Raw genomic sequence first — 22078 nt, forward strand, 5'->3', positions numbered from 1 at the left:
CGCCGGAAGGACCGCACGTGACGAAGACCGACTGGAACAGCGAGGCCCGCCCCGCCCGGTTGGAGGAGCGACTGGACGACGATGTCGTCCGATGTCATCTCAGCCCGAGGAACTGCCGTATACGGCCCGGTCAGCACGGGTTCTGCATGGTGCGCGCCAACCGTGACGGCCGCCTGGTCACCCTGAACTACGGGCGGTCGGTGCACGCCACCGAGGAGACCATCGAGACCGAGGCGGTGTTCCACTACGCGCCCGGCGCCCGGATCCTTTCCATGGGCAATGTGGGCTGCATGCTCAACTGCGACTACTGCCACAACTGGAAGACGTCGCAGGCGCGTTATGTGGAGGACAAGGACGTCTACCACTACACGCCCGAGGAAGTCGTCGACATCGCCGTCCGGCACGGCATCAAGGTGATTTCCTGGACCTACAACGACCCGGTGGTCTGGCACGAGTTCGTCGTGGAGACCGCCGCTCTCGCCAAGGCGGCGGGGATCGTCAACCTCTACAAGTCCGCGTTCTTCATCAGCGGTGAGGCGATCGAGGAACTGATCCCGGTCATCGACATCTTCTCGGTGTCGATCAAATCCCTCGACCCGAAATACTACCGAAAGATCACCAAGGGCTGGCTGGAGCCCGTCCTGGAGGGAACGGAACAGGTCTACCGGGCAGGAAAGCACGTCGAGGTCTCCACCCTGATGGTCACCGACCTCAGCGACGACGAGAAGACGGCCCGCGAGATGGCCACCTTCGTCGGTGAGCGGCTGGACCCCTCCGTGCCGACGCACTTCGTGCGCTTCCACCCCGACTACAAGATGACGAACACCATCCGCACCCCGGTCGACCGGCTGGAGAAGGCGCGGAAGACGGCCCTGGGCATGGGGCTGAACCACGTCTACCTCGGGAACGTGTACGACACCGAGTCGACCAACACCTGGTGCGGCCAGTGCGGGCAGCTCCAGGTCACCCGCTACGGCCTCAACGCCGACCTGGTCGGCGTGGACGAGCGGGGCGACTGCGCCACCTGCGGCCGCCACGCCGGCATCAGGCTGCTGCCGGACGCGCGGCGCCGGGACCGGGTCGAGGGCCTTCCGCCCGGCGAGGACCTCGATGTCGCCGGCTTCGACTGGCACGGCGATGTGCGGGCGCTCCATGTGCAGATGCGCAACACCTCCGACGCGCCGGCCCGCGCGTACTCCCGCCGCCATGGCGACCCCGCCGCGGACCAGGGCTGGGAGGTCATCGACCTCGCCCCGCGGGAGAGCTTCCGCTACATCGCGGCCAAGAGCACACCCGACGAGGTCGGCGTACAGGTGGCCATCCCCCGGCAGTGCGCCTCCAGCCTCCACCAGGTCTTCGACCGCGCCCACTTCCCCACCGTCGAGGCGACCGCCGGCACCCTCAACGAGGACATCTCCCCGCTGCCCCTCTTCCAGCCCGGCACCCGGCGCTGAACGAGCCGGCGTCGCCCGACCCAAGGGAGAGCTGCCATGAAACACGGAACCGACTACCGGGTGCTGCCGTTCAGCGAGGACACCGCGGCCGTGCTCATCACCGGCAACCACCGGCTGCTGCTGGCCCCGGCCGGCACCGCCCGGCGGCTGGAGTCAGGGGTGGACCAGCTGCTGCCGGAGGAGCGGCAGGCCTGGGAGCGGCTGCGCGCCACCGCCGGCTTCGCGGACGAGGCCAACCGCTCCCGGCTGGCCGGGAGCGCGCTGTCCGACGGGTCGGACTTCGCGGTCAACGTCAACCTCACCAACGTCTGCAACCTCGCCTGCACGTACTGCTTCGCCGAGGGCGGGGACTACGGCCGGATCACCGAGGCGATGGGCGAGCACTCCATCGCCTGGATCTTCGACTTCATCGAGAAGAACGCGGCCCCCGGCCAGCGGGTCCGCTTCGAGTTCTTCGGTGGTGAGCCGCTGGCGAACTTCGCCGTCATCGAGAAGATCTGCGAGCGGGCGCGGGGGATCCGCGAGCGGGACGGCACGGAGTTCGTGCACCGGATCTCGACCAACCTCACCCTCATGCCGCAGGGGATCGAGGAGCTGTTCCGCGCCTACCGCTTCATCGTGTCGGTCTCGATCGACGGCGGACGGGAGGTGCAGGACGCCAACCGGCCGTCGAAGAACGGCAAGGGGTCCTACGACCGGATCATCCGCAACCTGCGGCGGCTGCGGGAGGCCTGCGGCGACGGCATCACCCTGGTCGCCCGGATGACCATCGCCACGGCCGAGCCCTGCCTCAAGGACAGCGTGCTCGACCTGTGGGAGCTGGACCTGTTCGACTACTTCCAGATCTACCCGGGCGTCTATCCGGTGGAGACGGGCACCAAGGTCCCCATCGCGCTCACCCTCGGGGACCGCAAGCTGTCCGAGCCGCAGGGCATCCAGTACATCAACCACTTCCTCCAGCCGGGCATCGTGGAGCAGTTCAAGGACTTCCTGGTCCACTACCCGAGGCTGTTCGACCCCGGCAACCGCTTCAAGGGGGTGCTGGAGTACGAGCGCACGGTGCAGATGGTCACCGAGGGGGCGACCGCCCTCGCCTTCTGCTCCGGCGGCCGGACGTACTACACGCACTCCCCCGACGGCAGCATCAGCCCCTGCCACCGCCTGGTCGGCGACGAGAGCTTCGACGTGGGCACCGGCGCCGAGGGCGTCACCCGGGAGCATCCCGAGTGGCGGCGGACCGTGGACGAGCACCCGGTGTGCGGCGCCTGCTGGGCCCGCTATCTGTGCGGCGGGGGCTGCCGCCAGGAGAACCATGTGGCCACGGGGGACGTGAACGAGCTCAACGACGAGTCGTGCCAGTACCAGTTGATGCTGGCCGAGGAGGTCCTCAAGATGCTGGCCAGGTCCCAGGCCGGCTATCGCGGCCAGTCCCGCGACCGGTACGACGACCTGTTCGTCTCCTGCGGCCGCCCGGTCGTCCCCAACGGCCGGCCCGCGCTCGATGCCTCCACCGACTTCGGGGCCTTCCAGGTGCTCTGCTGACCGCTTCCGCCCTCGACAAGGAGCAGTAGCCAGATGGCCGACAAGATCGTCCGCCGCAACATCCACACGTACCCCTTCAAGTACCGCAAGCACGACTACGACGACTACTTCCGCGCCGAGAACGCGGTGCTGTACCTGCATGTGCCGTTCTGCATCACCAAGTGCGGGTTCTGCGACTACACGGTCTACATCAACAAGAACGAGCAGCACTTCGCCCAGTACGTCGACGCCCTGGAGAAGGAGATCCGGGCGTTCGCCGCCAATCGCACCTTCCCGGGGTTCCGGGTGGACGCCGTCTATTTCGGCGGCGGTACACCGGGAATCCTGACCGGCGACCAGACGGCCCGGCTGCTCGACGTGTGCCGTGAGTCCTTCGAGTTCAACGAGGGCGTGGAGATCGCCCTGGAGTTCGACCCGTCGACGGTGGACGCGCCCAAGATCGCCCGGATGCGGGAGGCCGGCTTCACCCGGCTCAACCTCGGTATCCAGGCCTTCGACGACCGGCTGCTGCGGATCTGCAACCGCTCGCACGACCTGGCCACCGCGGAGCGCGCGTACCGGACCATCGTGGACGGCGGCTTCACCCACACCAACATCGACCTGATCTTCCCGCTGCCGGACCAGTCGCTGGACGACTGGAAGCACAGCGTGGACCGGGCGATCGAGCTGGAGCCCGCCTGCATCACCGCGTACGGCCTGGAGATCTGGCCGAAGACGGCCTTCCACTCGCTGATCACCTCCGGGAAGATGGCGCTCCCGACGCCCGAGGACGAGGCGCGGATGTACGAGTACGCCATCGACGCACTGGAGGCGGCCGGCTTCGAACGGCGCAGCTCGACCGGGTACTACCACCCCGACCGCTGCCAGGACTACTCGCGGTTCCTGGAGTACTACTGGCGCACCTGGCCGATGATCGGGTTCGGCGTGTCCTCGAAGAGCGTCATCCACGACCGGCTCTTTGTGAACGTCAAACCGCTCCGGCAGTACTACGAGATGGTGAATGAGGGGAAAATCCCCCTGGATTTCGCCACGTATCTCACCAAGGACCAGGAGATGCGGCGGGTGATGATCCGCGGTCTGAAGATGTGCGAGATCTACCGCCAGGACTTCACGGACCGCTTCGGCGTCACCATGGAGGACGTATTCGGCGACGAGCTCGAACAGCTTCTCGACAAGGGGTGGCTGGAAAAGCGGGGGGACGACGTCTATTCCCTGACCCGGGCCGGACAGCTGCTCTCCACCAACGTCTACGAGATGTTCTACGCCCCCGAGGACCTCAGTCCGGCGGAAGCCGATGAGGTACGCTTCGGCATATCCGAACTCGTCGAATGAGCCGCATGGGCTGACCGACGGGATATGCCGTGAGGGACGGGGGAACGGGTGCGGTTGCTCTTACCGGAACGCGGGCCGGTACCGCAATCCGTACGGGTGCCGGAATGCGGACCGGTGCCGGAATGCGGGTGGGTACCGGAATGCGGGTGGACCGCCGCATGGGCGGAGGGTCCGCGGTGAGCGTGCTTCCGGCCTGGAGCGCCGGCCTGGGCCTCGGATTCCTGGTGGCCCTCCCCCTCGGTCCGATCGGACTGCTGTGCGTGCGCAGTGTGCTGCGCAACGGCTTCCTGTGCGGATTCGCCATCGGGCTCGGCGCGACCGCGATCGACATGCTGTACGCGGGGCTGGGTCTGGCGGGCGTCGGCAGGCTGCTGGACGTCCAGGTGCTGCGGACGGCCCTGGGGCTCGCCGGAGCCGTGGTCATGGTCTACCTGGGCGTCCGCTCCCTGCGGTCCGCCTTCAAGGCCAGGGGGGCCATCGACACCGAGGGCGAGACGGTGCTGCCGTGGGCGGCCTTCCGTACCGCGCTCACCGCGACGGCGGCCAACCCGGCGACGATCGGCTACTGGGCCGCGGCCTTCGCCGCGGCCACCGCGGCCAACCTCACCGGGACGCTCTCCGCTTCTGTGGGCATGCTCATCGGGGTCGGCTGCGGCACCCTGCTGTGGTTCACCACCCTGAGCGTCTCCGTGATGCTGTTCCGGCGCTGGTTCACCTCCCGGATGCTGCAAGGGGTCGACCTGCTCGCCGGCGTGGGCGTCATCTTCTTCGGCGGCGTCCTCGCCTACCAGGCCGTCGGCTGACACCACCGCCCGCGACGGCCGCGACGGCCCGGCTCCACCCGCGTGGAGCCGGGCCGCGCCCTGTGTGCCCGACGCTCCACCACTCTCACCAGGGAGGCCGTCGCACATGACCGACACCGAGCCGGCCGGCCGCGTCCACCGGGCCCTGACGGCTGACGAGATGGCCGCCATCGCCGCCGCCATCGAGGCGGTGGGCACCGCCGGCGGGCTGGTCCCGGCCACCGCGTACGCCCTCTACACCGCCCTCGGCGAGCACCTCCGGCCGGCCCTGGCCGACCACGTGGGCACCGCCCCCGCTCCCCTCCCGGCCCACGCCCGGTTCGCCATCCCCGAGGCCCAGTGGCTGGCGATCGCGGAGCGCTGCATCGCCCGCGCCGAGGCGTTCGGCGCCGGGGTGCACGCCGCCCTGGAACTGCGCCGGGTGATGCCCGCCCGCTACGCCGATCCCGGCATCACGACGCCGGCCCGCCTCCCCAGGGACCACCGGCCTCCCGCGCACGAGCTGTCGGTGACCCGGGAGGCCACCGACACCATCACCGCCGCGAGCCGCCACTGCGAGCGGCTGGCCCAGTGCTTCGGCCCCGGCTCGGACGAGCACCTGGCCGCGGTCCGCTCCTGGCAGTGCGGGCTGTCCCGGCTCTTCGCCATGGCGTTCGGCGCGCACACCCGCGTCGAGCGCGCCGACCCGCTCTCCCTCACCGTCACCTCCGAGACGACGGGCTTCGTCTACGGGCTCCACTTCCGCCCCGCCCTTGTCCCTCCGGCCGACGCACCCCGCCCCGGCCGCTGGCTGAGCGTCTACTGAGACCGCCCCCGTCCCCCTTCTCCCCTTCTCCCCCACCCGGAGGACCACATGACCGGAACGGACGGCCCCCTACCCGGCGACCAGCACCCCAGCGCACCACCCGTCGGCAGAGTCCGGCACCCGGCACTCGTCTACCTCTCCGGCTGCCTGCTGTTCTCTACGGGCGCCCACTTCTTCATCCAGTCCCATCTGGGGACCGACCCGCTGGATGTGTTCGCGCTGGGAGTCCTCGAACACCTCCCGCTGACGATCGGCCTCTGCCAGGCGGCCGTGGCGGTCGTGTGCATCGGCATCTGGGCCGCGTGGAACCGGCGGCGCCCGGTGCTCTCGCCGTTCCTGACCTTCTTCCTCTGCGGCACCCTGATCGACCTCCAGCAGTGGGCCGCACTCGCGGGCCACCTGGACCTCGGCGGCTACCCGCTGGTGCTGCTCGGGGCGCTGCTCTGCGCGTACGCCTCGGCCCTGATCATCATGAGCGGCTTCGGCATCCGTGCCATCGACCTGGTCGCCATCACCGTACGGCAGCGCTGGAAGTGGCCCTTCTGGTGCGGAAAGGGCCTGATCGAGGGTGCGCTCCTGGTCTCCGGATGGCTGCTGGGCGGCCCGGTCGGCATCGGCACGGTGGTCTTCCTGGTCTTCGTGGACCTGCTCATCGAGCCGTGCGTCCGCTTCAACCGGCGCTATCTGGCCATCCCCGACCGCGGCTTCGCCGTACCGGCCGCGGTGGCCCCGGCCACATCCACTCCCTAAAGCCTTTAGGTAAAGCCGCTTACACTGTAGGCTTCCGCCGTAACAGAAAAGCCCCCACCCATGGCAACAGGCGGAACCCATGAGCACCGAGCAGGAACACCAGCACCACCGGATCACCACCCCCCTCACCACACCCATCACCGCCGATCTCCTGCGCGGCTTCCTCGACCTGGAGACGACCCCGCACGGCCTGCTGCCGCACCGGCTGCCCGAATGGGCCCGCCGGCAGATCCCGGACGGGCAACTGGCCATGGCCGAGGCCCAGCCCTCCGGCGTACGGCTGGCCTTCCGCACCCGGGCGACCACCGTCGAGCTGGACACCCTGCCCACCAAGCGGGCCTATCAGGGCTTCCCGCCCCCGCCCGACGGTGTGTACGACCTGCTGGTCGACGGCCGCCTCACCGCCCAGGCCACCGTGGCCGGCGGCAACCTCCGTACGGTCACCGACCTGACCACCCAGGCCGCCGAACTGAGCGAAGGCCCGCCCGGCACCGCCCGGTTCACCGGCCTCCCGCCCCACGACAAGGACGTCGAGATCTGGCTGCCGCACACGGAGACCACCGAGTTGATCGCCCTGCGCACCGACGCCCCGGTCGAGATGGCCCCGGACGGCGGGCGCAGGGTGTGGCTGCACCACGGCAGTTCCATCAGCCACGGCTCCAACGCCGCCCATCCGAGCGCCATCTGGCCGGCGCTGGCCGCCGCCCGGGGCCAAGTGGATCTGGTCAACCTGGGGTTCGGCGGCGGCGCGCTGCTCGACCCGTTCACCGCGCGGGCGATGCGGGACACCCCCGCGGACCTGATCAGCGTCAAGATCGGCATCAATATCGTCAACGCCGATGTGATGCGCCTGCGCGCCTTCGCCCCCGCGGTGCACGGCTTCCTGGACACCATCCGCGAGGGGCACCCGACGGCGCCGCTCCTGGTCGTGTCCCCGATCCTGTGCCCGGTGCACGAGGACACCCCCGGCCCGCTCGCGCCCGACTTCTCCACCGGCACCCTGCGGTTCACGGCCACCGGCGACCCGGCCGAACGCGCCGCCGGCCGTCTGACGCTCCAGGTCATCCGCGCGGAACTGGCCCGGATCGTCGCACAGCGGGCGGCCGAAGACCCCTGTCTGCACTACCTCGACGGCCGTGAGCTGTACGGCGAGCAGGACTACGCCGAACTGCCGCTGCCCGACGAGCTCCACCCCGACCCCGCGGCCCACCGCCGCATCGGCGAGAACTTCGCGCGGCTGGCCTTCGCCGAAGGCGCCCCCTTCTCCCCCTCACCCCGGATCTCCCCCTCTTTCCGGAGGAGTTGACCGGCCGCGTCCGCCGACGCGCCGCCACATTCGAACAGCCACCACCCGGTAGCCGTCAGTAGCCGACTTCGCCGGACCGCCGGCGGGTCGGCGGTCTACTGTACGGACACGCCGCGTCACTCGCCGCGGTCGGAGAAGGAGGAGCCCTGTGTCGTCGCCCTGTGATCCCGCGCACGCCCCCGTCGGCGATGTGGGGGCAGCCCTCATGATGATCGATTCCCGGCTCACGGCCATCTACGACGGCAAGACCGAGACCAGCGCCGAACAGGAAGCGCTGATCGAGCAACTCACCGAGTCCCTCGACTCCAAGGGGGCCGATGCCGTCCTGGACGGCGCCTGCACCCTCATCTTCATGTACATGAAGTGGCTGCGGATGGCCTATGAGGACCATGACGAGGATGTCATCGCCTGTGTGGTGCCCAACCTGGTGGCCACGATGCGGATGATGCCCATGAGCGTCAAGCCCGAGACCATCCCCACCATGGCCGGTCTGCTCATCGCCGCGGGCACCGGGCTGAGCCCCAATCTCTGGCGCAAGCAGTACGGCTACTGGACCGAGGCGGAGATGACGCCCCTGGAGGTCACCGTCTTCCTGCTGGCGGAGCACATCAACCGCCTCACCGACGACAAGGCCTTCGCCACCCGCCTGATCAGCGACGCCCTGACCAGCGCGGACGAGGACGAGGACTGACCGCCTCGGCCTCGGTGAAGGAGCTTGCCGGCCCAGGCCGCCACGGTCCGACGGGTCCGAACGGCCCCCATGGAGCGGGCACAGCCCACCTCCGACCGGGCGGTGAAGGCTGGCTCATCCTGTCCGACCTGGCAGAACACCTCGGTCTACGGACCCGTCGGCACCTGCTCGACGCCATCCGGACCGCGCACCTCAGCGTGGTGGACAAGATCGGCACCAGGCCCCGGCACGCACGCGCCCAAGACCCCACCGACCCCCTCCACCCCGCGCGGAGCGTCAAACCCACGTCCCTCTGGCGCCTGACGGTATGACCGGCACCGGGAGCACGACACAGCGTTCCGCCCCGCAGTCCCCCCGCCCCCTTCACTCCCCCTGATCGCTGCCGCGTTCAGGAGCCCTCGGTGGGCCCGGCCTGGTCCCAGCCGGGTGCCCGTACGTCGATGGTGAGGCTCCTCGACCCGATCTCCTCACCGCAGGTCCGGCAGGTCGACACCGGATCGAGGTCGTGCTCGGCTTCGTGCGCGGAGCCGGGCCCGCCGCGGTGCCGGACGGCGACCGGCGGGGTGTCCACCGCCCAGCGGTCGCCCCAGGTCAGCAGCGCGCGCATCACCGGCGCGAGATCGCGGCCGGCTTCGGTGAGGTGGTACTCGAAGCGCGGGGGGCGCTCGCTGTAGGCGCGGCGCTCGACCAGGCCGGCCTCCTCCATCGCGCGCAGTCTGGCGGCGAGGCGGTCGCGGGGCGCGCCGGTGTTGCGGACGATCCGGCCGAAGCGCCGGTTGCCGTAGAAGATCTCGCGGATCGCCAGCAGGGCCCAGCGCTCGCCGACGAGTTGCAGCGCGGCGGCCGCGGAGCACGGCCGGCCGGGCACATGGGGGTGCGGGACCGCGTGCCCGCCCTGCTTCACGTTCGAGGTGGTCACATCCCCATCCTCTCCCGAGTGCGTTGTGTTTTCAAACCTACATGCCCTACTGTCCGCCCCATGACAGTTGGACTTTCAAACTCACCAAGGGCTTCCCGCGCCGTGTTCGCGACGATCGCGGCCTCGGTCTTCATGGCCAACCTCGACCTCTTCATCGTCAATGTGGCCCTCCCGGAGGTCGGCGACTCGTTCGGCGGCAGCGACCTCGGCTCCCTCTCCTGGGTCCTCAACGGCTACGCGATCGTCTTCGCGGCGCTCCTCGTGGTCGCCGGGCGCGTCGCCGACCGCTCCGGCCACAAGCCGGTCTTCCTGGCCGGACTGGCGGTGTTCACCCTCGCCTCGGTCGGCTGCGCGCTCGCGCCGAACGTCGGGACGCTGGTCGCGGCGCGGCTCGCGCAGGCCATCGGCGCGGCGCTGGTGATGCCGACCTCGCTCGCGCTGCTGCTCGCCACGACGGCACCGGAGAGACGCGCCGGAGCGGTGCGGGCCTGGGCGTCCATCGGCGGGATCGCCGCCGGACTCGGGCCGGTGGCCGGCGGGTTGCTGGTCGAGGTCGGTTGGCGCTGGGTGTTCCTGGTCAATGTGCCGGTGGGGATCGCGGCGTTCGCGCTCGGCCTCAGGGCGCTGCCGTCGCCCGGACGCGCCGGGGCGCGGAAGGCCCCGCTGCCCGACCTGTTCGGTGCCGTCCTCCTCACCGGGTCGATCGCCACGCTGGCGCTCGGCCTGGTGAAGGCCCCCGACTGGGGCTGGACCAGCGCCCGCACCCTCGGCGCCCTGGCCGCCGCGGTGCTGCTCGGCGCCTGGTTCGTGCTGCGCTCGGTCCGCCATCCCGTACCGATCGTGGAGCTGCCCCTGCTGCGCGTCCCCGCGTTCGCCTCCGCCGCGACCGCCCTGACGCTGTTCACCGTCGCGTTCGCCGGCATGCTGCTCGGCGCGGTGCTGTGGTGCCAGGGCGTGTGGGGCTACTCGGCTCTGCGCACCGGTCTCGCCATCGCGCCCGGCCCCCTGCTGGTGCCGGCGGTCGCGTTGCTGATCGGGCCCGTCGTCGCCCGATACGGTGCGGGCCGCGTCGCGCTGGCGGGAAACGTCCTGTTCGCGGGCGGCATCCTGTGGTGGGCCGCGGCGCTGGACACCGACCCGTCGTACGCGGCCTCGCTCCTGCCCGGCATGGTGCTGACCGGCCTCGGCGTCGGCCTGACGCTCCCGGTGCTGACCGGCGCGTCGGCGGCCGCCCTGCCGCCGGCCCACTTCGCCACCGGGTCGGCCATCACCTCGATGGGCCGCCAGATCGGCGCGGTCCTCGGGGTCGCGATCCTGGTCGGCATCCTCGGCACCCCGGCCCCCGGAGAGGTGGTCACCGCCTTCCGGCACGGCTGGTACGCGGTCGCCGCGGCGTCCCTGCTCGCCGCGTGCGCGACGGTCCCGCTCCTCCGCACACCGCGACCGGCCACCGCCACCGACTCGGCGGCCGACGACACCGGCGCCGCCAAGGCCGGCGCCGCCTGAGCACGAGCCCTGTCCGCCCCGGCCGGACAGGGCTCCCGCGGGCCGGGCGGGAGTTGACGGGCCACTCCTGGCGGCCGTTATAGTGAACAGCGTTCACGTGAACGCTGTTCACTAAGGTGGAGGAAGATGTGACCACGGATGTGATCGTCGTCGGAGCGGGGCCGACCGGGCTGATGCTCGCCTGCGAGCTGGCGCTGGCAGGCGTCCGGCCGCTGATCGTCGAGCGCCGCCCGGAACCGCAGCGCGACTCCCGGGCCCTGACGCTGCATCCGCGCAGCGTCGAGCTGATGGACCTGCGGGGGCTGGCCCCCCGCTTCCTCGCGGCCGGCACCACCATGCCGGGCTGGCACTTCGCGGGCCTGAGGACCCGGCTGGACTTCACCGCCCTCGACAGCCGGCACGCCTACACCCTGTTCATCGCCCAGGCCCGTACCGAGGCCCTGCTGGCGGAGCGGGCCGGGGAGCTGGGTGTCGAGATCCTGCGGGGGCACGAGACCGTCGACGTGCGCCAGGACGCCGCCGGGGTGGAGGTGGAGATACGCGGCCCCGGCGGACGGCGGACCCTCCGGGCGGCGTACGCGGTGGGGTGCGACGGCGGGCGCAGCCTGGTGCGCACGGCCGCGGGGATCGGCTTCCCGGGGACGGACGAGACGCTGACCGGGGTCCTCGGCGACTTCGAGACCCTGGACCGGGCCAACCCCGGGCTCCAGCGCGCGCAGGCCCGCGGGGTGCTGGTCGCGCCGCTGGAGGACGGGGCCACCCGGCTCGTCTACCTCGACCCCGCGCGGATGCGGGTCTCCTCCCGGGAGCCGGTGACGCTGGAGGAGTTCCGGACCTCGCTGACGGACATCTGCGGCTCCGACTGCGGGATCGGCCGACCGCGATGGCTCTCCCGCTTCGGCAACGCCAGCCGCGTCGCCGAACGGTACCGCGCGGGCCGGATCCTGCTGGCGGGCGACGCCGCCCATATCCACTTCCCCGCGGGCGGGCAGGGCCTCAACACCGGGTTGCAGGACGCCGCCAACCTGGGCTGGCGGCTGGCGGCCGAGGTCAACGGCTGGGCGCCGCCCGGGCTGCTCGACGGCTATGACGCCGAGCGCCGGCCGGTGGGTGCGGCGGTCGTGGAGAACACCGAGGTCCAGACCCTGCTGGCGGAACTGCTCCTCGTACCGCGGTACGCGGGGCCCGGCGCCGCGCTGCGCCGCATGCTCGACGAGTTCCTGAACGTCTCCGAGGTCAACCGGAACCTGGCCGCCCAGGTGTCCGCCCTCGGCACCGCCTACCCCGCCCGCCACCCGGACGCCGATCCGCTGGAGGGGCGGCGGATGCCGGACGTCGGCCTCACCGCCGCGGGGTCGTCCGCCGGCCGGGTCTACGAACTGGCCGGCCGCGGCCGTTTCCTGCTGCTGGACTTCGCCGGGGACGAGGCGCTTCCGCCCGCCGTCGCGGCCGGGTGGAGCGGACGCGTCGAGGCCGTGGCGGTGACCGAGTGGGACCCCCATCGCGAACTGGCGGGCGCGGCCGAGGTGCTGGTGCGCCCCGACGGCCATGTCGCCTGGGCGAGCCGGACCGGTGACACGGCCGTGCGGCGGGCCGAGCGCACCCGGGCCCTGACCGCGTGGGCGGGCGCCCCCGGCACGGGGAGCTGAGTCCTCCGCGGTCGCCGCCCCGCCCGCCCTCGGCGGTGGGGCGGCGACCCGGGATGACCGCTACCGGCCCGCGTCGTACTCGGTGGTGACGGTGGAGGCCGGTTCCCCCGGGAAGGGGCGCTCGCCGGTGAGCAGGGGGTGGCGGTCGGTGCGGTCCTGGAGGAAGCGCTCGAAGAAGGCGGTCACCCGGTTGACGGTGATCTGCCGCTGTGCGCGTTCGGCCAGCCGCGGCTGGTCCTGCTGGGGGTGGTCGGTGCCCGCGTACTGGGACTGGCAGGTGCCGGGCGCGGTTCCCGGCAGGGCGTCGTCGCGGGAGGCGACCTGACCGCCGCTGGGGGACCACTGGCGGTTGTAGAAGTTGTGATTGCCGCCGGTGAGCGTGTAGTCGAAGATGGGTGCCCGGTTGGCGGCGCGGTTGTGCTCGAAGTACAGACCGCTGTTGACCTGGTCGCAGGTGCCCCACATCACGGCGAACGGTGTCCGGGTGACCGGTTGCTCGTCCCAGGTGCCGGTGGGGGCGAGGGCGAAGGCGGCCTTGATGCGGACCCCGGCCGGCCACGTGGCGCGCGAGGAGTCGGCGACCTCCTGCATGACGCCGCCGCCTCCCATGGAGTGGCCGAGGAGGCCGACCTGGCCCATGTCCACCGTGCCGCGGAAGCCGGCCGCGACCGGGGCTCCGGTGCGTGTGTCGGTGAGGGCGCCGCGCAGCGGGCCGGTGCCCGAGCGGGCGAGGGTCTGCCACATCCGCAGGTGCCGGTCGAGCAGGGCGGCACGCGCCTGGTAGACGGTGTCGGCCTGTCCGGAGTCGGTGGCGTTGATGCCGTTGGTCCCCACCGAGACGACCACGAACCCCCGGCGGGCCAGTTCGCGCGCCAGATAGTCGTATCCGGCGCTGCTGGGGATCGGGGCGGTGCCGTGCGCGCAGGGCCAGGCCCACAACCGTGCCGACGTCCGCTCGATGATCGCCTGCTGGCGGGCGGCCTCGGCCTCGTCGCCCTGCTCCAGGGCGCGGTCGCGGGCCTTGAGCGCGGCGGCGTTCTCGGCCGCGGCCGCGGCGTCGGCACAGGTGTCCCAGTGGCCGTGCTGCATGACGACCAGCGGGTGACGGCCGGTACCCAGACGGGCGGGGTAGTACACGTCCGCCGCCAGTTCGGCGCGGCCCACGTAGCCGAGCGAGGCCGGGGGCTGGAACGCCTGGTCGCCGAGGTCGTAGCGAGCCGTCCGGACGGTGTCGGCGGCGGTCGGTGCGGCGGGCCGCGGCTCGGGCGGGGCGATGGGGACGGCGTACGCCGGGACGGCGGGGACGGAGAGCCCGAGGGCGCAGGCGAGGACGGTCAACCGGGCGGTGATCTTCATGGAGTGGACCTGTCGTGAGGGAGTACGGGAGCGTGGCCGGGGGCCGCCACGGGTGCGGGGACATGGCGTCCCCTCACCTGGCCGGTGAGCCGCGGGCCCCGGGGGGCGCTGTCACAGCGACAGACGTGCGGACGGGGCCGGGGTTGCGGGTCCAGCCGCTCCTCTCGCCCCGCCGCCCGGTGACATGGGTCACAACGAGCCGGGCGCCCTGGCGCTTGTTCGGCCCCTCCCCCCTCCCCGGGGTGACTTTCGTCGTCGCCGGTCGCGACGGACGGCCGATGCGGCGGGCGGCACCGGACCTCTAGCGTGGCGGTGTGACTCGTACGCGCCCCGCACACCCCGTACCACCGACGGGCCGGCCCCCGGTCCCGCGGACGTCTTCCGTGTACCGGTGGCTGACCGCCTCGGTCCGGGGCCTCGCCCGCCCCGGGATGTGGTCCGTGCGGCGGATGGTGGGAGAAGCGCTGCTGGCCGCGGGGTCGGGGCTGCCGGCGGCCGGGCTGGACCTCTGGGCCGACGGCGGCACCGCCCGGGCCGTCGCCGTGGGGCTGGCGGCGGGGACGCTGTCGGTGCTGCGCCGCTTCCTGCCCGCGACGGTGCTGCTCGCGGTCGTCACCGGAAGCCTGTTCCTGGACGGGCTCGCCGTACTGCTCCCCGTCGTGGCCTGGTCGGCCGGGCGGCGCGTCGACCGGGCGGGGCGGGCCCTGGGCGTCTTCGCCGCGGCCTGCGCGGTCAGCGTCGCCGACGGTCTGCTGGAGCAGTTCCCGCGCCCTTCCGTCTCGTACGCCGTGTTCACCCTCCTCGTCACCCTGGCGGTGGTCGTGGTCCCCGGTCTGGCCGGACGCCACTGGTCGCAGCGCCGTACGCTGACCGGCACCCTCCGGGAGTACCACGACCAGCTGCTGCGGGAGAGCAGGATGCTGGCCGACCAGGCCCGGCTGCGGGAGCGGCAGCGCATCGCGCGGGACATGCACGACAGCCTGGGCCACCAGCTGGTGCTGATCTCGGTGCAGGCCGGAGCGCTGGAGGTGGATCGCGAGGCGACCGAGCGCCAGCGCGGGGCGGCGGGGGTGCTGCGGGAGGCCTCGGTGGCCGCCATGCGCGAACTGCGGGAGGTGGTGGGGCTGCTGCGGGAGGACGCCGGAGCGGCCGGGGACCACGACCCCCCGGAGCCGTCCGCCGCACCGGAGGCCGCCGGTCAGCCGGGGCCCGGTGCGTCCGCGCCGCCCGGGGTGGCGGGCATCGAGGGGCTGGTGGCGGCGTCCCGGGACGCCGGTGCCACGGTGGTGCTGCGCCGGTACGGCGGTCCGCGTCCGCTTCCCCCGGCCGCCGGCCACGCGGCGTACCGCGTGGTCCAGGAAGGGCTGACCAACGCCCACAAGCACGCTCCCGGCGCCCCGATCACCGTGGAGCTGCGCCATGAACCGGACGCGCTGGTGGTGGCGGTCGTCAACGGTCCCGCGCCGCGGACGGCGGGCCCCGGCGGAGTCGGCTGGGCGGTGAGCGGCGGGCGGGGGCTGACCGGGCTGGCGGAGCGGACCCGGCTCGCCGGCGGCATGGTGCGTGCCGAGCCCACCGCGGAGGGCGGCTTCCGGGTGGCGGGCGTCCTGCCCTACGCCCCGGCTGTGGAGCACGGCTCCACCGATCCGGCGGAGACCGCGGCCACGACTTTCGTCCACGCGGCGGACGACCTTCGCGAGCAGCCCCGGACGGCCCCGCCCGGCGAGGCTGGGGCGGTCAGCGACTGGGACCAGATGTCGAAGGAAGTGACCCGGGTGATGCGCAGGAGCAGTCGTAGGAGTGGCGTGGCCATAGGCTGCGGTGTGGCCGTACTGGCCGCGCTGCTGGTGGGGTTCGCCGCGGTCGTGGGATACGTCTACTTCAGCGGCGAGGCCGGCAAGGCCATGATCGACAAGAAGAAGTACGACTCGGTGCGGGTAGGCGAGCCCGAGGACGAGGTGCGCGGGAAGCTGCCGGACGGGAAGTCGTTCCTGACCGTCGGCCTGGACGAGGGGGCGCCTCCCCAGCCGGCCGGGGCGACGTGCCTGAGCCTGAACTCGACGGAGGAGGCGAGCAGCTGGAGCAAGTCCCCGGTCTTCCGGTTCTGCTTCAAGGACGGCCGGCTGGTCGAGAAGAAGGCCTTCGAAGCTAAACTGTGAGTGCTTCCGGAAGCCCGCCCGCCAGATCGGGGGCGGGTTCCGTACCGAACCAAGCGGGGAGAGTCGTGATCAGGGTCCTCGTCACCGACGACGAGCCGCTCATCCGGGCCGGTATCCGGATGATCCTCTCCTCCTGCGACGAGATCGATGTCGTCGCGGAGGCGGCCGACGGCCGCGAGGCGGTGGACCTGGCCCGCGAGCTGCGGGTGGACGTCGCCCTGCTGGACATCCAGATGCCGGTCATGGACGGTCTGACGGCGCTGGCCGAGCTGCGCCGCACCGCGCCCGAGGTGCGGGTGCTGATCCTGACGACGTTCGGGGAGCAGCGGAACGTGCTGCGCGCACTGACCGAGGGCGGCGCGGGCTTCCTGCTGAAGGACTCCGCGCCGCCGGAGCTGATTAGCGCCGTGCGGGCCGCGGCGGCCGGCGAGGCGTACCTCTCCCCCGCCACCACCCGCCAGGTCGTGGACCTGCTGGCCTCCGGCGACACCGCGCGCCGCGCCGAACGGGCCCGCGGCCTGCTCGGGCGGCTGAGCGACCGCGAGCGGGAGGTGCTCGCCCTGCTCGGGGAGGGGCTGTCCAACGCGGACGTCGGCCGCCGGATCCATATGAGCGAGGGCACGATCAAGTCCTACGTCAGCCGCATCCTGGCCAAGCTGGACTGCGAGAACCGCGTGCAGGCCGCGCTGCTGGCCCGGGACGCCGGCCTGCGGAGCGACACCCCCGACCGCCCAGGACCCTGAGGCCGGCCGCCGGCCCGGGGCGGATGGGACTACTGCGCCTCGTCCGCGGGGGCCGCGCGGCCGAGGTCGGTCAGGATGTGCTCCAGCCAGCCCACGTGGGCGAGGAGGGCCCGCTCCCTGCCGTGGTGCACATGGTCCAGGATCACCGCCATCCTCGGGGGGTCCACCGTCGGAAGCCAGGGCTCGTCCCTCCGGTCGCGCGCGCGGAATCGCTGCAACTGCTCCCGGCGAGCTGCCAGTTCCACCGGGGGTTCGTACGGCTCGGCCAGGCGGGCGCGCAGGACGCGTTCGCCCTCCTCCGTCGCCTGGTACACCTTGGCGTCCGGCCGCCCCGCGGTCCGCTCCACCCGGTAGGCCACCCAGCCGTCCGCCGCCATCCGCGAGAGGGTGCGGTAGATCTGGCTCTGCTGCCCGGGCAGCCCGGTCATCCGCCCCAGCTCGCTGCCGAGCCATCGCTTGAGGTCGTAACCGGTGCAGGGCCGCATCGCCACGAACCCGAGCAGGACGTGCTCGAACTTCACTCTTCTCGTCTCCCACCAGTCCGGATGCCGATAGGGCACTAGTCACCTATGACATTCAGCACCTATGCTCGCGCTTCCACAGCCGGAACCACCGCCGCCGAAGCGCACGGCGGCGACCGTCCCGGTCCGCTGGTGCGCACCGCCGACGGCTGGGTGCGCGGCGCGGTCACCGGCGCGGGACTGGAGCGGGGTCCGGGACGCCACCCGCTACGGCGCCCGCTGCGCCCAGAACACCTACTGGGCACCCGGCTACGAGAAGCAGAACACCACCGAGGACTGTCTCGACGTCAACGTCTACACACCGCCGGGCCGGTCCGGCCAGGCGAGACGCCCGGTGATGGTGTGGATCCACGGCGGCGCCAACATCGGGGGCACGGCCCGTGACATCGTGCCCGACGCGTTCGCCCGCCGCACCGGCACCGTCGTGGTGACCGTGAACTACCGGCTCGGCGCGCTCGGGTTCCTCACCCTGCCCGGTACCACCGGCAACTTCGCCCTGCTCGACCAGCAGCAGGCACTGCGCTGGGTCCGGGCCAACATCGGCGCCTTCGGCGGCGACCGGGACCGGGTGACCGTCGCGGGCGAGTCCGCGGGCGGGGCGGCGGTCTGCACCCAGCTCGCCTCGCCGAAGAGCCATGGGCTCTACCGGGCCGCCATCATCCAGAGCGGTGCGTTCGGCCAGTGCGCCGTCACCCCGCGGCGGCAGGCTGTCACCGAGTCGCTCGCCTTCGCCGCCGGGCTCGGCTGCACCGAGCCCGCCACCGCCCTCGCCTGCCTGCGCGCCAAGAGCGCCAAGGAGGTGCTGGACGCCCAGGGCCGCACGCGCCGCTCCTGGGGCTACACCGTCGGCGGTCCCGAGCTGCCGCTCCAGCCCGCGGCCGCCTTCGCCTCGGGCCGCGCCGCCCGGGTGCCGGTGATGAACGGCGCCAACAGCCACGAGGGCCTGGTCTTCGCGTACAACACCTTCGACCGCTGGGGCACGCCGCTCACCGCCGCCGGATACCCCGCGGCGCTCGCCGACGCCTTCGGTGAGCGGCAGGGCGCCCGTGCGCCGGCCCGCTACCCGCTGGGCGCGTACGAGCGGCCCGCCTACGCCTACGCCGCCGCCTTCGGCGACCAGCTGTTCGCCTGCCCGGCGCTGTCGATGGACCGGCTGCCGGCGCGGCGCGGCAGGACCTACGCGTACGAGTTCGCCGACCGCGCCTCGCCGCTGTTCGCCTCCCTTCCACAGGGCGCGGACTTCGACTTCGGCGCCACCCATGCCGCCGAGCTGAACTACCTGTTCGAGCCGTACGGGCAGGCGGCCCGCCTCACCCGGGGGCAGCGGGCGCTGGCCGACCGGATGACCGCCTACTGGGGCTCGTTCGTGCACGGGCTCGCGCCGCGCTCCGCCGACGGCACGGCGAGGCCCGAGCAGACGTCCCGCCCGGGCCAGGTGCTGCGGCTGCGCACCGCCGCCGCCGGCGGGGACCGCGCCACCGGACCGACTGGCCGCCGAGCACCGCTGCGACCTGTGGAACGGTGCGTGACGTCCGGACGCCGGACGTACGGAACCGGGGGCGGGCCATCACGGCCCGCCCCCGGCGACTTCCCGCCGGCGCCCCGGCGGGAAGGGTCGGCCGCGCACCCGCGGGGGTGCTCCGGTCACCACCGGCCGGCTCGCCGGCGTCGCGCGGCGGGCTCGGGCGGTCGCGGTGGCTCAGAAGGGCTTGGTGGGGAGGTACTTGCCGTCCAGGGTGATGACGGCGCGCTCGCCGCCCTCGGGGTCGGCGACCTTCCTCACGTCGAGCTTGAAGTTGATCGCGGAGATGATGCCGTCGCCCAGCTGCTCGTGCACCAGGGCCTTGAGCGTGGTGCCGTAGACCTGGAGCATCTCGTAGAAGCGGTAGATGGTCGGGTCGGTCGGCACGCGGTCGGGGATCGAGCCGCGGGTCGGGATGGTCTGGAGCGTCAGCGCGTCGTCGGCGTCCAGGCCGAGGAGTTCGGTGACGGCCTGGGCCGAGGCCTCGGGCAGCGGGTGCTGACCGAGTACGGCGGCGGTGACGAAGGCGACCGACAGGCCGGCGGCGTCGGCGACCTGCTGCCAGGTCAGGTCCTTGCGGATCTTGGCGTCGACGGCCTTGGTGGCCAGGGCCTGGCGGGCGGTGTTGTCGAACTGGGCGTGCACCATGAGACGGGTCTTCCTTCGGGGGAGGGAGGGATGAGGAGAGTGAGGGGAGGGCAGGGTCAGACCGGGGAGGCGGCCGGCTGGGCGGTGGGGGTGAGTTCCTCCACGCGGCCGCTGCCGATGTCGTAGCTCCAGCCGTGCAGCCCGACCGCGCCCTGCTCCAGGGCACGGGCCACCGACGGGTGGGTGACCAGGTTCGCCAGCTGGGCGCGGACGTTGCTCCGTACCAGGGCGTCCACTCCCGGAGCGGTGGTACGGGCCCTGGCCGCGTCCGCGTGGCGCAGCCAGTCCGCGGTCGTCGGCATCGTGCCCAGGTCGTGGCCCTCGGCCAGGGCGGTCATCGCGCCGCAAGCGGAGTGCCCGCAGACCACGATGTCCCGCACGCCCAGGGCGGCGACCGCGTACTCGATGCTGGCGGCGATGCCGTCCGGGCGGGGGGCGTAGGCGGGTACGAGGTTGCCGGCCGTGCGGATGACGAACAGCTCCCCCGGATCGCTCTGGGTGATCAGTTCCGGCACCACGCGGGCGTCGGAGCAGCCGATGAACAGCGTGTGCGGTGCGTGGTGGGTGGCCAGATGGGCGAAGGCCCCGGACCTGGCAGGGAAGACCTCTTGCTGGAAGCGGCCGATTCCCCGGGCGAGATGACGCATGGCCCCTCACTCCCTTCGATCGGGTGGTCGGTGGGTGGGCTGACGTCATTCACTCTGCCTGAGCTGGAGGTATAGCGTCCAAGACGTAGTGACACGGGTAGCTATTGAGCTCGTCTATAGTCGGGGCATGAAGCCGGAACTGCGTCATCTGCGCTATCTGCTCGCAGTCGCCGAGCACGCCAACTTCACCCGCGCCGCCGAGGAGCTGCGCGTCTCCCAGCCCACCCTCTCCCAGCAGATCAGGCAGCTGGAGAAGGCCCTCGGGGTCCAGCTCCTCGACCGCACCGCCCGCGCCATCCGCCTCACCGACGCGGGGAGCGCCTACGTCCACTACGCCCGGAGCGCGCTACGGGACCTCGCGGCGGGCGAGCGGGCGGTGCTGGACGTGCGGGACCTCTCCCGCGGGCACCTCCGCCTCGCCGTCACCCCCACCTTCACCGCCTACCTCACCGGCCCGCTGGTCGCCGACTTCCACGCCCGCCACCCCGGCATCACCCTGGACGTGCGCGAGATGACCCAGGACCGCATCGAGGCCGACCTCCTGGACGACCGGCTCGACCTCGGCATCGCCTTCGCCGGTGACCATCTCCCGGGCATCGAGGCCACCGCGCTGTTCACCGAGACCCTCGGCCTCGTCGTGGGCCCCCGCCACCCCGACGGGCAGCACCCCGGCCCGCTGCCCGTCGCCGAACTCGGCGACCACCGACTCGCGCTGCTGCGCGGCGACTTCGCCACCCGCCGGCACATCGACCGGTACTTCGCCGAGCACCACGTACAGCCGCGGATCGCGGTGGAGGCCGACTCGGTCAACGCCCTCACCGAGATCGTCACCCGCGCCCCGCTCGCCACCGTCCTGCCCGACGCCGTCACCCACGACCACCCCCAGCTGACCCCGATCCCCCTCGACCCCGCACTCCCCTCCCGCACCGTCACCCTCCTCTGCCGCCGGAGCACGTACCGGAGCGCCGCCGCCCGCGCCTTCGGCCACCGAGCCGCCGACTGGGCCCGCACGCACGACATCACCTCCGGCTGAACCGGGTCGCCGAGAACCAGGAGAGGTGGTTGGCGCCGGGCTCCACCGGGCCGTGGGCGGGCAGACCGCCGCAGGAGAGCCGGTTCCGGCCGGCTGGAAGGGGTGACCAGGGGTCGTCAGCGGTGCCGGTGGTGAGGCGGCAGCCCGGGGCGGACGGCACCCCGAACCGGCCGTGCCAACCGGGACGCCTCCCCGGGTCTGCCTGGCAAGGGTCGGCTACGAGGGCTCGGTTACGAGGAGTTGGCTACCAGGAGGTGACTGCCGTCACCAGCCGCCGCACCCGCTGCGTCCGGCCCGCGGGGGGTCACTCATCCCAGCAGCTCGGTGTGGAGCTGCCGGTGCGCGCCCGTGCAGCGTCGGCGGGACGGCCTCGGTCATCGCGGCCCTGTCCCCCGGCTGGTCGGCAGGGTAGCGTCGGCGGACAGCCGCGCCCGGGCGGCCGACAGCGCCGCCTCGGGGTCGCGGGTGCCCATCGTGACGCACAGCGTGTAGGCGGCGTCCTCCAGCCGCTGCCGCGCCTCCGCCCCGCCCGGACCCGCCTCGGCGGGCAGCCTCCGCAGCGCCTCGTACCGCTCGACCAGGTTCCGCAGCGTGGCGGGGTGCGCCCTCAGCATCAGTACACCTCTTTCCGGCCGTACATGGGCCGCTCGATGCACCGGAGTGCCCCTGTTCCGGGAGGCCGAAAACGACAT

At 72.5% G+C, this 22078-nt stretch carries 19 protein-coding genes and 2 pseudogenes; 15 read left to right on the forward strand and 6 right to left on the reverse strand.

Annotated features, from left to right (window positions below; genetic code table 11):
• Window positions 1–17 precede the first annotated feature (17 nt).
• From amrS to M1O15_RS16105, 9 genes and pseudogenes are all read left to right on the forward strand, one after another.
• Window positions 18–1454, forward strand: a complete 1437-nt coding sequence (gene amrS, locus M1O15_RS16065; RefSeq protein WP_248634528.1) for an AmmeMemoRadiSam system radical SAM enzyme — start codon at window positions 18–20, stop codon at window positions 1452–1454.
• A 36-nt stretch (window positions 1455–1490) separates the two neighbouring features.
• On the forward strand, window positions 1491–2996 hold the full coding sequence (locus M1O15_RS16070; RefSeq protein ID WP_248634529.1) for a radical SAM/SPASM domain-containing protein: 1506 nt from the start codon (window positions 1491–1493) through the stop codon (window positions 2994–2996).
• Between the two features lie 33 nt (window positions 2997–3029).
• Window positions 3030–4328, forward strand: coding sequence for a coproporphyrinogen-III oxidase family protein (locus M1O15_RS16075; protein ID WP_248634530.1), 1299 nt, complete (start codon window positions 3030–3032; stop codon window positions 4326–4328).
• Between the two features lie 176 nt (window positions 4329–4504).
• Window positions 4505–5131, forward strand: coding sequence for a LysE family transporter (locus M1O15_RS16080; protein WP_248634531.1), 627 nt, complete (start codon window positions 4505–4507; stop codon window positions 5129–5131).
• Between the two features lie 106 nt (window positions 5132–5237).
• Window positions 5238–5936: a hypothetical protein gene (locus M1O15_RS16085; RefSeq protein WP_248634532.1), complete on the forward strand. Its 699-nt coding sequence runs from the start codon at window positions 5238–5240 to the stop codon at window positions 5934–5936.
• A gap of 48 nt (window positions 5937–5984) precedes the next feature.
• The gene (locus tag M1O15_RS16090) at window positions 5985–6686 is read left to right on the forward strand and encodes a YczE/YyaS/YitT family protein (RefSeq protein WP_248634533.1); all 702 of its coding nucleotides are present in this window, start codon (window positions 5985–5987) and stop codon (window positions 6684–6686) included.
• A gap of 79 nt (window positions 6687–6765) precedes the next feature.
• Window positions 6766–7992, forward strand: coding sequence for a GDSL-type esterase/lipase family protein (locus M1O15_RS16095; protein ID WP_248634534.1), 1227 nt, complete (start codon window positions 6766–6768; stop codon window positions 7990–7992).
• Between the two features lie 148 nt (window positions 7993–8140).
• A complete protein-coding gene (locus M1O15_RS16100; RefSeq protein WP_248634535.1) occupies window positions 8141–8683 on the forward strand; it encodes a hypothetical protein in 543 nt (180 codons plus the stop codon).
• A gap of 86 nt (window positions 8684–8769) precedes the next feature.
• Window positions 8770–8994: pseudogene (locus tag M1O15_RS16105) on the forward strand (methyltransferase); the annotation flags it as partial.
• A gap of 77 nt (window positions 8995–9071) precedes the next feature.
• Here the strand turns inward: M1O15_RS16105 and M1O15_RS16110 are convergent.
• Window positions 9072–9602 (reverse strand): winged helix-turn-helix transcriptional regulator, encoded by a 531-nt coding sequence (locus M1O15_RS16110; RefSeq protein WP_248634536.1) that lies wholly within the window; start codon window positions 9600–9602, stop codon window positions 9072–9074.
• A gap of 102 nt (window positions 9603–9704) precedes the next feature.
• On the opposite strand from M1O15_RS16110, the gene M1O15_RS16115 reads away from it, so the two are divergent.
• Window positions 9705–11108 (forward strand): MFS transporter, encoded by a 1404-nt coding sequence (locus M1O15_RS16115; RefSeq protein WP_248634537.1) that lies wholly within the window; start codon window positions 9705–9707, stop codon window positions 11106–11108.
• A gap of 128 nt (window positions 11109–11236) precedes the next feature.
• Window positions 11237–12757: a monooxygenase gene (locus M1O15_RS16120; RefSeq protein WP_248634538.1), complete on the forward strand. Its 1521-nt coding sequence runs from the start codon at window positions 11237–11239 to the stop codon at window positions 12755–12757.
• A gap of 60 nt (window positions 12758–12817) precedes the next feature.
• Here M1O15_RS16120 and M1O15_RS16125 read toward each other — a convergent pair whose 3' ends face one another.
• A complete protein-coding gene (locus M1O15_RS16125; RefSeq protein ID WP_248634539.1) occupies window positions 12818–14113 on the reverse strand; it encodes an alpha/beta hydrolase in 1296 nt (431 codons plus the stop codon).
• A gap of 383 nt (window positions 14114–14496) precedes the next feature.
• Between M1O15_RS16125 and M1O15_RS16130 the strand changes: the two genes are divergently transcribed.
• Window positions 14497–16272 (forward strand): ATP-binding protein, encoded by a 1776-nt coding sequence (locus M1O15_RS16130; RefSeq protein ID WP_308282352.1) that lies wholly within the window; start codon window positions 14497–14499, stop codon window positions 16270–16272.
• Window positions 16273–16337: 65 nt separating this feature from the next.
• A complete protein-coding gene (locus M1O15_RS16135; RefSeq protein WP_248634540.1) occupies window positions 16338–17015 on the forward strand; it encodes a response regulator transcription factor in 678 nt (225 codons plus the stop codon).
• Between the two features lie 29 nt (window positions 17016–17044).
• Here the strand turns inward: M1O15_RS16135 and M1O15_RS16140 are convergent, their stop codons facing one another.
• Window positions 17045–17536, reverse strand: coding sequence for a PadR family transcriptional regulator (locus M1O15_RS16140; protein ID WP_248634541.1), 492 nt, complete (start codon window positions 17534–17536; stop codon window positions 17045–17047).
• Window positions 17537–17600: 64 nt separating this feature from the next.
• On the opposite strand from M1O15_RS16140, the pseudogene M1O15_RS16145 reads away from it, so the two are divergent.
• A pseudogene (locus M1O15_RS16145) lies at window positions 17601–18980 on the forward strand (carboxylesterase/lipase family protein); the annotation flags it as partial.
• 255 nt (window positions 18981–19235) lie between these two features.
• Here the strand turns inward: M1O15_RS16145 and cynS are convergent.
• Together cynS and M1O15_RS16155 are read right to left on the reverse strand one after the other, a co-directional pair.
• A complete protein-coding gene (cynS, locus tag M1O15_RS16150; RefSeq protein WP_248634589.1) occupies window positions 19236–19706 on the reverse strand; it encodes a cyanase in 471 nt (156 codons plus the stop codon).
• 56 nt (window positions 19707–19762) lie between these two features.
• The gene (locus M1O15_RS16155) at window positions 19763–20353 is read right to left on the reverse strand and encodes a carbonic anhydrase (protein ID WP_248634542.1); all 591 of its coding nucleotides are present in this window, start codon (window positions 20351–20353) and stop codon (window positions 19763–19765) included.
• A 127-nt stretch (window positions 20354–20480) separates the two neighbouring features.
• Here M1O15_RS16155 and cynR point away from each other — a divergent pair, with 127 nt between their 5' ends.
• Window positions 20481–21386 (forward strand): transcriptional regulator CynR, encoded by a 906-nt coding sequence (cynR, locus tag M1O15_RS16160; protein WP_248634543.1) that lies wholly within the window; start codon window positions 20481–20483, stop codon window positions 21384–21386.
• A 374-nt stretch (window positions 21387–21760) separates the two neighbouring features.
• Here cynR and M1O15_RS16165 read toward each other — a convergent pair whose 3' ends face one another.
• On the reverse strand, window positions 21761–22000 hold the full coding sequence (locus M1O15_RS16165) for a DUF5133 domain-containing protein (protein ID WP_248634544.1): 240 nt from the start codon (window positions 21998–22000) through the stop codon (window positions 21761–21763).
• Window positions 22001–22078 lie beyond the last annotated feature (78 nt).

The organism is Streptomyces lichenis (genome assembly GCF_023218175.1).
Taxonomy (GTDB): Bacteria; Actinomycetota; Actinomycetes; order Streptomycetales; family Streptomycetaceae; genus Streptomyces; species Streptomyces lichenis.